At 51.2% G+C, this 7,636-nt stretch carries 7 protein-coding genes and 1 pseudogene; 5 read left to right on the top strand and 3 right to left on the bottom strand.

The window, feature by feature from the left end; translation table 11 throughout:
- Positions 1 to 227: 227 nt before the first annotated feature.
- Together HWE17_RS28050 and HWE17_RS28045 are read left to right on the top strand one after the other, a co-directional pair.
- A complete protein-coding gene (locus HWE17_RS28050) occupies positions 228 to 1,205 on the top strand; it encodes a hypothetical protein (RefSeq protein ID WP_176391062.1) in 978 nt (325 codons plus the stop codon).
- Between the two features lie 715 nt (positions 1,206 to 1,920).
- The gene (locus tag HWE17_RS28045) at positions 1,921 to 3,000 is read left to right on the top strand and encodes a DUF3800 domain-containing protein (RefSeq protein ID WP_176391061.1); all 1,080 of its coding nucleotides are present in this window, start codon (positions 1,921 to 1,923) and stop codon (positions 2,998 to 3,000) included.
- Between the two features lie 302 nt (positions 3,001 to 3,302).
- On the opposite strand, the gene HWE17_RS28040 is transcribed toward HWE17_RS28045, so the two are convergent.
- Together HWE17_RS28040 and HWE17_RS28035 are read right to left on the bottom strand one after the other, a co-directional pair.
- On the bottom strand, positions 3,303 to 3,722 hold the full coding sequence (locus tag HWE17_RS28040) for an addiction module antidote protein (RefSeq protein WP_176391060.1): 420 nt from the start codon (positions 3,720 to 3,722) through the stop codon (positions 3,303 to 3,305).
- Between the two features lie 31 nt (positions 3,723 to 3,753).
- Positions 3,754 to 4,083 carry a type II toxin-antitoxin system RelE/ParE family toxin gene (locus HWE17_RS28035; RefSeq protein ID WP_176391059.1) on the bottom strand — a complete coding sequence of 110 codons (330 nt, stop codon included), beginning with the start codon at positions 4,081 to 4,083 and terminating at the stop codon, positions 3,754 to 3,756.
- Between the two features lie 27 nt (positions 4,084 to 4,110).
- Between HWE17_RS28035 and HWE17_RS28030 the strand changes: the two are divergent.
- Together HWE17_RS28030 and HWE17_RS28025 are read left to right on the top strand one after the other, a co-directional pair.
- Positions 4,111 to 4,611: pseudogene (locus tag HWE17_RS28030) on the top strand (BPSL0067 family protein).
- Between the two features lie 9 nt (positions 4,612 to 4,620).
- Positions 4,621 to 5,055: an STY0301 family protein gene (locus HWE17_RS28025; protein WP_176391058.1), complete on the top strand. Its 435-nt coding sequence runs from the start codon at positions 4,621 to 4,623 to the stop codon at positions 5,053 to 5,055.
- A gap of 183 nt (positions 5,056 to 5,238) precedes the next feature.
- Here the strand turns inward: HWE17_RS28025 and HWE17_RS28020 are convergent, their stop codons facing one another.
- The gene (locus tag HWE17_RS28020; protein WP_176391057.1) at positions 5,239 to 6,819 is read right to left on the bottom strand and encodes an isocitrate lyase; all 1,581 of its coding nucleotides are present in this window, start codon (positions 6,817 to 6,819) and stop codon (positions 5,239 to 5,241) included.
- A 385-nt stretch (positions 6,820 to 7,204) separates the two neighbouring features.
- Between HWE17_RS28020 and HWE17_RS28015 the strand changes: the two genes are divergently transcribed.
- Positions 7,205 to 7,621: an SMI1/KNR4 family protein gene (locus HWE17_RS28015; RefSeq protein WP_217916920.1), complete on the top strand. Its 417-nt coding sequence runs from the start codon at positions 7,205 to 7,207 to the stop codon at positions 7,619 to 7,621.
- The last annotated feature ends 15 nt before the right edge of the window (positions 7,622 to 7,636 follow it).

Raw genomic sequence — 7,636 nt, 5'->3', positions numbered from 1 at the left:
CGCGGCAGCCCCGCGCGCCTGCGGCGCGCGTTCGTGGTTCTAATCAGGTTTCGACTGAGCAAGCGTCTACGGCGCCCAATGCATCAGTCCGTGTACGGAATGGCGGACCTGACCCTCGCTCCCGACCCTCGCTCCCCATGAGTCTGGCTGTTGCCTCCGTCACGCGCAATCTACTAAATTTCATTTGTAAAGTGTTATCATGAAAGTTATTTCTTAAAGAAAATTTTATGAGCCAACAAACACCGAAAATGATCTGGAAAGCGATAGATGAACACATACTTAAGCCTGTCTCAGAACATTTTCTACGGTATCACTTCACAAAAAGAACAGACTTTGCTCGGCGGTTTGTTTTTTTTGCATATGCGCTCGACAAGGCAGTTCCTGGAACTGCTGTCAAAATAATTAAAAAGATAGGTGAAATCCGAGGCGCGGAAAAGGAAAGGTACGAACAGATTGTTCAGGCTTTATGTGAACTCGTAATCGCAAAAAAATTCCTTGAGTCATTTCCCCATAAAAATGGCTACGCATACGAATGGGAGCCAGTAGATCTAAATGGGAATAATCCAGAATTTATGATTTCATGTAAAAAATGGCGATTGCTTGTTGAGGTCAAGTGCCCATCATTATTAGAGTACGAGGCGAAAAATAGAAATGCAAAAGGACAGGTTGTTGGACGATTCCCGCACGTAAAAGACATCACCGAAAATTTATACGGAAAGGGAACTATTGCTTTACCATTAGATAACAAGATTAAAGATTTCCTAAGCAGCGCAGAAAAAAAATTCTCAAGTTTTTCTGAAATCACCATTCCAACTTATGGTCTTTTGTTTGTCTGCTGGGGCCAACGAATGTTTGAAGCTATTACACCAATTTCAAATCCCGGTTGTGGCCTGCTAACTGACCGCAGTTTTAATAAGCCAAATGGCGAAATTGCAAAATACCCACATGTGAATGGTGTGATAGTCACACAACATCAATTCTTTCTTCAAGAAATTTTAGCTGAAAGACGTTGTCCTGGAAAGTTACAGGGACTGGATTATGGTGAATACTGGACATGGGGAAGCCCTCCAAACCCTACATTTTGTAGAAATCCTTGGGCGAAAAATATTTCACCGAATGAATTTGAAACGGCACTCCAGACAGTACCAGCGGGACAGAGTTTAGATCCAATATCCCAGGAGATGGATTTCATTCATTGGCTTTAAAGAGAAAACATAACTCGGACTGACCACAGGACTAGGCACCTCGATCCTGCCAGCGCGGCCCTATCATCCGCAGGACAAGTCCAAGGCCGAATAGGGGAGAACACAGGAAATGGGTAAAATAGTACTTTAAGCCTGGCGGGCATGTAGAAAAATTAAATATGCCTATTTTTGTTATATGGGCAATCTGATTCGGCGTTAGCATTCTCATTTTTTGTGTTGGAGGCTTCGGATTTTTGCACAATCAAAGCAAGAGAGGCCTGCTAGTTCATTCAAACAATAAAAATCGCGAGGAAATTTTACCCTTATAATGTCGAAATCAAGGCATGAAATCGGCGCGTTATACGGCTAGATCTTAAAGTGCTATTTTCCCGTTTCCTGTGTTTGCCCTAAGAGAACCTTGTAGAAAATTTTACCGTCGCGTTGCAGAAAAAATTGCTTTCCACTACGGCGGTCCCGTGTAAATGTGTTCGGAAAATCTACATGCTTGGCCAAATCCCGGAATTGGCTGGAATGAAGGTAAGTGGAAAATGCAAGAAGTACTTTTTCTAACATGGCGGCCGACAGAGTCAAAAAGGTTTTTATTGGCTACCCGCAGCGCATGTTTTGTCAAGCTTTTTGACGGCTGATTTCAGGAAATTTTGGTGTGCTTATGTCCGGTGGATTGGGGGACGCAGATACATCGGGACGTTGCAAACAACTTAGATTGAGCATTTATATGAAAGACGAAAGTCTTGTAACAACATCTATGTATCACTATGTAGACGAAAGTGGACATTCTGGATCTAAGATTTTTAAAGATATCAAAAATCAGCCCAACCTTTACTATGGGGTCCTAACGGCTCCTGGTGATCTTGATGAGCTTATCACTGAAGAAGTGATTGCAATGAGGAAAGTGGTTGACACTGATCGGCTTCACGCTAATCAACTCGGAAACGGTAGGTTGGTGCTGTTAGCTGATCGGCTGATGGCGATTCAGAACCGGCTTGGACTTGTATTTGATTTTTATGTCGTGAAGAAAAGAGCTCATGCAGAGTTCTGCTTCTTCGATCAAGTATTCGATAGCGGGATGAACGAGGCAGTTCCCTACTATGCCTATTGGACTCCATATAGGTACACGCTGTTGTTGGAGGTACATTTGCTGTTTAATGCTACCAGCGCTGAGCGCGCATGGAATATTAGGGTGGACACAGACGAAAAGCGCGCAGCCCAGGATCTGTCCCTGCTATGCCGTGACTTGCTAAAAGGCATAGGAAGAATTCGAACTGCTGTGGCACGGAGAATAATCAGAAGGGCGTTGACTTGGGCTGCCAAAAATCCTGAAGAAATTTCCTATAACGCGTCTGATGAGGATCAGATTAAGCAAATTGCCCCTAATATCATTGGATTCCAGTTTGTTATGCACGGCATAGCCCGTCGTATAGTGGAAGAAGGTAAGAAGTCTGAAGCGATTATTGTTGACAGGCAAAACGAGTTCAACAAAGCTCAGCAGACATTGGCTGAATTCTACGCGTCTGCTGCTGGAATAGATTTTGACGGGCCACCTGATATGCCTATGGTATCGTTTGAAGGTATGCCAGACATACCGTTGGACTTTAGACCCGGTGACACCTGTGTTGGCCTAGAGCTTGTAGATATTTATTTATGGATCTTCAAACGATTGTTCGAAAGAAAGACTCTTGCTGATGAACTAAGGCCACTCTTTGAAGCCCAGATTGACAGAGGTAGCTATGACGAGATTTCTCACGAAGGGATAATGAATCGCATACTGAAGATGAGGGGCGTAAATGTCGAGTGAATGATTTAAGCGATGCGGGGTCAGGTCCGCTATCCGTACACGGACTGAGGCATTGGACACGGTAGAAGCCACCTCTATCGAGAATCTGATTAAAACCAAGAACGCACGCCCTCTGCGCACGAAGCTGCCCGGGCAGCCGCAGCAGTTGGTCGAATCGAAGAGGGCCGGTAGTTTCCCCCCTTTGATTTCCCGCTAGGCCATGAAATTGTGCCGACAAGGCCCCAATAGGTGTTACGGCGTCCGAAGCATCAGTCCGTGCCCTAATGGCCGCCCTAGCCCTAGCCCTAGCCCTAGCCCTAGCCCTAGGCAGCTGCTGGCTTCGCTGCCGTCGACTTGACCCGCGAGCGCGGTTTCGCAGCCCCCGCTTTTTTGGAAGCGCCACCCACCACCTCCCCCTTCCCAGCCCCAACAACCTCCGCCACCAGCCGTACCCCAAGCGCACTCAGTACGCGGGTCATGGTTTCCATGCGCGGCTGACTATTCGGGCGCAGTGCCTTGTACAGACTCTCGCGTCCCAAGCCAGCCGCCTTGGCGATTTCGCTCATGCCACGCGCACGCGCGATATCGCCAACGGCGGCGGCGAATATGGCGGCATCGTTCGTTGCCAGTGCTTGCGTGATGTAGGCGGCGGCTGCCTCATCGCTGGTGATGTATTCCGCTGGGTCGAAGTCTTCCAGATCCAGCCCTTCAAGGTCGGACAGCGTGATGTTGTGCTCAGTCATGATGCTCCTCCTGTATTGCTTAGGGTCGCTATTAATTTTTTGGTTTTGCGGCGGATTTCACTGCAGCAGATTTCTTCAATTCTGTGATCATCTGCCTGGCCTTCTTGATGTCGGCAGTCTGGGTGCTCTTGTTGCCGCCCAGGAGCAACACGATCACGTACCCTTCAACTTCGATGAAGTAGACACGCCAGCCTGGCCCTACATCAATGCGTAATTCACGCACGCCGCCACCAACTGCCTTCACATCACCCAAGCCATTCTCCAGCCGGACGATGTGCTGGGCGATGATTGCCTTTGTCTTGTCGTCCTTGATCTGGGACAACCAGTTGCTGAAGTGCTTGGTTTTTTTGACCGTCTTCATGAAAACATTGTATTCATTCGAATACAGATGCGCAATCAAATTTGCGTAACCGTTACTCCCCCGCAAACCTTGTCCCTCCTCAATCCCCCCATAGTTTCCCCCATGTATCGTAAGCCTCTCCCATCAACCCCGGAGAACCCCATGTCCTACACCTACACCAAAGTCGACGACCTGGAAAAAACCACCATGGTCGGCAATCATCAATGCGTTGCGCTGGTCTGCCACTACGCGGGTGCGCCGGCCACGTTGGCCTGGAAGCAGGGGGAGGCTGTGCTGGGAAATCGCTTGCTGCGCAAAGGCACGGCCATTGCTACGTTTATCAACGGTAAGTATGGGAATCATCAGCAAGGCAATCACGCGGCCTTGTATATGGGACAGACTCTGGACGGCATCCTCGTCATGGACTAGTGGTCGGGCAAGTGCCCGTGCATCGTGACTTCGCGCACCTTGCGCTCCAAAGGCCAGTACAAGAATGGCTTGCATATCGATCCCAGCAACAATGCCGATGCTTTTTTCATCATCGAATAGGGGGTGTCCATGCAACATAAATGTTTGTTGACCGGCGCCGCCTGCTGTATTTTTTCTTTGTTCGCGCAGGCTGCGGTGAGCGCCTCATATGCTTGCCCGAAGAGCGTGCCTGCGGTATCGATCAGTCTGAATTCCGTGCCGACAGGCTGGATACCGTTTATCGACAGTCCGCTCTACCTGAGCGCCGCAGCGCCGATCGATGGCGCACCGGAGCGCAGGGGGCAGCTGGTACCCAGCGGGGAGCGCAAGAAGAAAGGGCAAACGACACTCAGCTACCGTCTGGAAGGCCGCTATCCAGAGGGCAAGTGGCTGCAATGCAGTTACGGCGTGCATGGTGAAGTAACGTTGTCGAAGAGGATGGACGACAGTGTCAGCCTTTGCCAATTCACCTACAGAAAAGGCAGCAAGGCCGGGCAGAACGAGATCGATATCGATTGCCGGTAAGTGAGTTTGGTATCAGCGCTATTGCTGGGGGGGACCGCAGGCCGCAAAGCCCGATGCGCCTGGGCCATGCATGTCGGCTTACGCGTTCCGCTAAGCCGACCTACGAAGCTGACATTACGCAACGGTCAGACGCAAAAAAGCCCGCCGAAGCGGGCTTTCTCACTCTACAGTCAAGCCAAAAGCTTAAAACTGGTTCATGGTGTTGTCTTTGCCAGCCGCCTTCAGCGCCGCTTCGCCGCTGAAGTAATCCTTGTGATCGTCGCCGATGTCCGAGCCGGACATGTTTTGATGTTTCACGCAGGCGATGCCCTGGCGGATTTCCTTGCGCTGCACGCCGGCCACGTAGCCCAGCATGCCCTGGTCGCCGAAGTATTCCTTGGCCAGGTTGTCGGTCGACAATGCTGCCGTGTGGTAGGTCGGCAGGGTGATCAGGTGGTGGAAGATGCCGGCTTCGCGGGCCGAGTCGGCCTGGAAGGTGCGGATTTTCTCGTCGGCGGCGATCGCCAGTTCCGTCTGGTCGTATTCCACGCTCATCAGCTGGGCACGGTCGTAGGCGGACACGTCCTTGCCTGCCGCTTTCATGCTGTCGAAGATTTGCTGGCGGAAGTTCAGGGTCCAGTTGAACGACGGGCTGTTGTTGTACACCAGCTTGGCGTTCGGGATGACCTTGCGGATTTCGCTGACCATGCCGCCGATTTGCGCGATATGCGGTTTTTCCGTTTCGATCCACAGCAGGTCGGCGCCGTTTTGCAGCGAGGTGATGCAGTCGAGCACGCAACGCTCTTCGCCGGAACCGGCGCGGAACTGGAACAGGTTGCTTGGCAGGCGTTTTGGACGCAGCAGCTTGCCTTCGCGCTTGAGGATGACGTCGCCATTGCCCAGCGCGTCGGCCGACACTTCTTCGCAGTCGAGGAAGGAGTTGTATTGGTCGCCCAGGTCGCCTGGTTCATTGGTGACGGCGATCTGCTTGGTCAGGCCGGCGCCCAGCGAGTCGGTGCGGGCAACGATGATGCCGTCGTCCACGCCCAGTTCCAGGAAAGCGTAGCGGATGGCGCGGATCTTGGCCAGGAAGTCTTCGTGCGGTACCGTGACTTTACCGTCCTGGTGGCCGCATTGTTTCTCGTCGGACACCTGGTTTTCGATCTGGATGCAGCAGGCGCCCGCTTCGATGAACTGTTTCGCCAGCAAATAGGTGGCTTCGGCATTGCCGAAACCGGCGTCGATGTCGGCGATGATGGGCACGACGTGGGTGACGTGGCCGTCGATCTTGGCCTGGATGGCTTGCTTGTCAGCACCTTGGGCAGCGTCCAGCTGGCGGAACAGGCCGCCCAGTTCGCGTGCATCGGCCTGGCGCAGGAAGGTGTACAGCTCGCGGATCAGGCTGGTGACGGCGGTTTTTTCGTGCATCGACTGGTCTGGCAGCGGGCCGAACTCGGAGCGCAGGGCGGCGACCATCCAGCCGGACAGGTAGAGGTAGCGGCGGTCGGTGCTGTTGAAGTGTTTCTTGATCGAGATCATCTTCTGTTGACCGATGAAACCGTGCCAGCAACCGAGCGACTGGGTGTACTTGGATGGGTCCGCATCGTAGGCAGCCATGTCGTTGCGCATGATCTTCGCCGTGTAGCGGGCGATGTCCAGGCCGGTCTTGAACTTGTTCTGGGCGCGCATGCGGGCGGCGGACTCGGGATTGATCGCGTTCCAGGCGCTGCCTTGTTGGTCTTTCAAACTGGCAACGGCCTTGATGTCGTCTTGATATTGGGACATGTGAATCTCCTAAAAAGAAAAGCAATGTTTGAGAAAATCGCCGAGTGCGCCACAACGTCGTGTCGAAGCAAACTGCATGACTAAATAGTAGGCCGATTGGCGTCGATGTTCAAGTCTTATATAAGACATATAACTTAAATTAAGTCTTTGTTTTACAACGACTTAATTTATATTTTTCATGATATGAAATGAATTTTCAAAAAGTGAGAGAAGTAATTGCTGAGTCCGTTGCTCGAAATTTCGCGATGTGAAACGTCTTTTCAGAATTTGGTGCAGCGCGACAAATCGGGACGAAAAAAACCACCCGAAGGTGGCGCAGAAGCAATTTTGTTTTAATATTATGTTCCGATTGTGAAAGGTAAAGTCAGCAATGCAGATGAACGGTATGGATCTGCCCGTCGAGTATGTTGCTTTTGCAGCAATATATCGGGAGGCGGAAGGATTTTGCAATTTGAGACTGAAGGAAGAGCTCGATTCTTTCGGTAACGTCTTGCAGACGGAATTGGCTCACATCTATAAGGATGTCGTCGAATTGAGTGCCCAGACAGCGAAGCTTGGCGTGTGTTTCGTAGGTGATGGCTGCTATGGGGAGCCTGGAAGTGTCAGTGCTGAGCCGGGAGCCATGCCGGACATTATTGATTTTACAGAAATCATCTGTTTCGGCATGGCCGGTGACGGGAGTCCATTCTGTTTCGACTACAGAGGGGGCCGCAGCGCGCCCTCTGTCATCTTGTGGGACGATGACTACTGGCGAAAGATTGCAAACTCCTTTGAAGACTTCCTGTTGCTATTTTCTAGATAGCTTACCGGGGCAGTT

It is taken from the genome of Janthinobacterium sp. BJB401 (assembly GCF_013372745.1).
Taxonomy (GTDB): domain Bacteria; phylum Pseudomonadota; class Gammaproteobacteria; order Burkholderiales; family Burkholderiaceae_D; genus Janthinobacterium; species Janthinobacterium rivuli.
This window is presented reverse-complemented; position numbering and strand designations above follow the sequence as displayed.

Excerpts from the sequence above, each read along its gene's own strand:
- HWE17_RS28040 (WP_176391060.1), bottom strand. The coding sequence starts at position 3,722 with ATGACTGAGCACAACATCACGCTGTCCGACCTTGAAGGGCTGGATCTG.
- HWE17_RS28035 (WP_176391059.1), bottom strand. The coding sequence starts at position 4,083 with ATGAAGACGGTCAAAAAAACCAAGCACTTCAGCAACTGGTTGTCCCAG.
- HWE17_RS28045 (WP_176391061.1), top strand. The coding sequence starts at position 1,921 with ATGAAAGACGAAAGTCTTGTAACAACATCTATGTATCACTATGTAGAC.
- HWE17_RS28050 (WP_176391062.1), top strand. The coding sequence starts at position 228 with ATGAGCCAACAAACACCGAAAATGATCTGGAAAGCGATAGATGAACAC.
- HWE17_RS28025 (WP_176391058.1), top strand. The coding sequence starts at position 4,621 with ATGCAACATAAATGTTTGTTGACCGGCGCCGCCTGCTGTATTTTTTCT.
- HWE17_RS28020 (WP_176391057.1), bottom strand. The coding sequence starts at position 6,819 with ATGTCCCAATATCAAGACGACATCAAGGCCGTTGCCAGTTTGAAAGAC.
- HWE17_RS28015 (WP_217916920.1), top strand. The coding sequence starts at position 7,205 with ATGGATCTGCCCGTCGAGTATGTTGCTTTTGCAGCAATATATCGGGAG.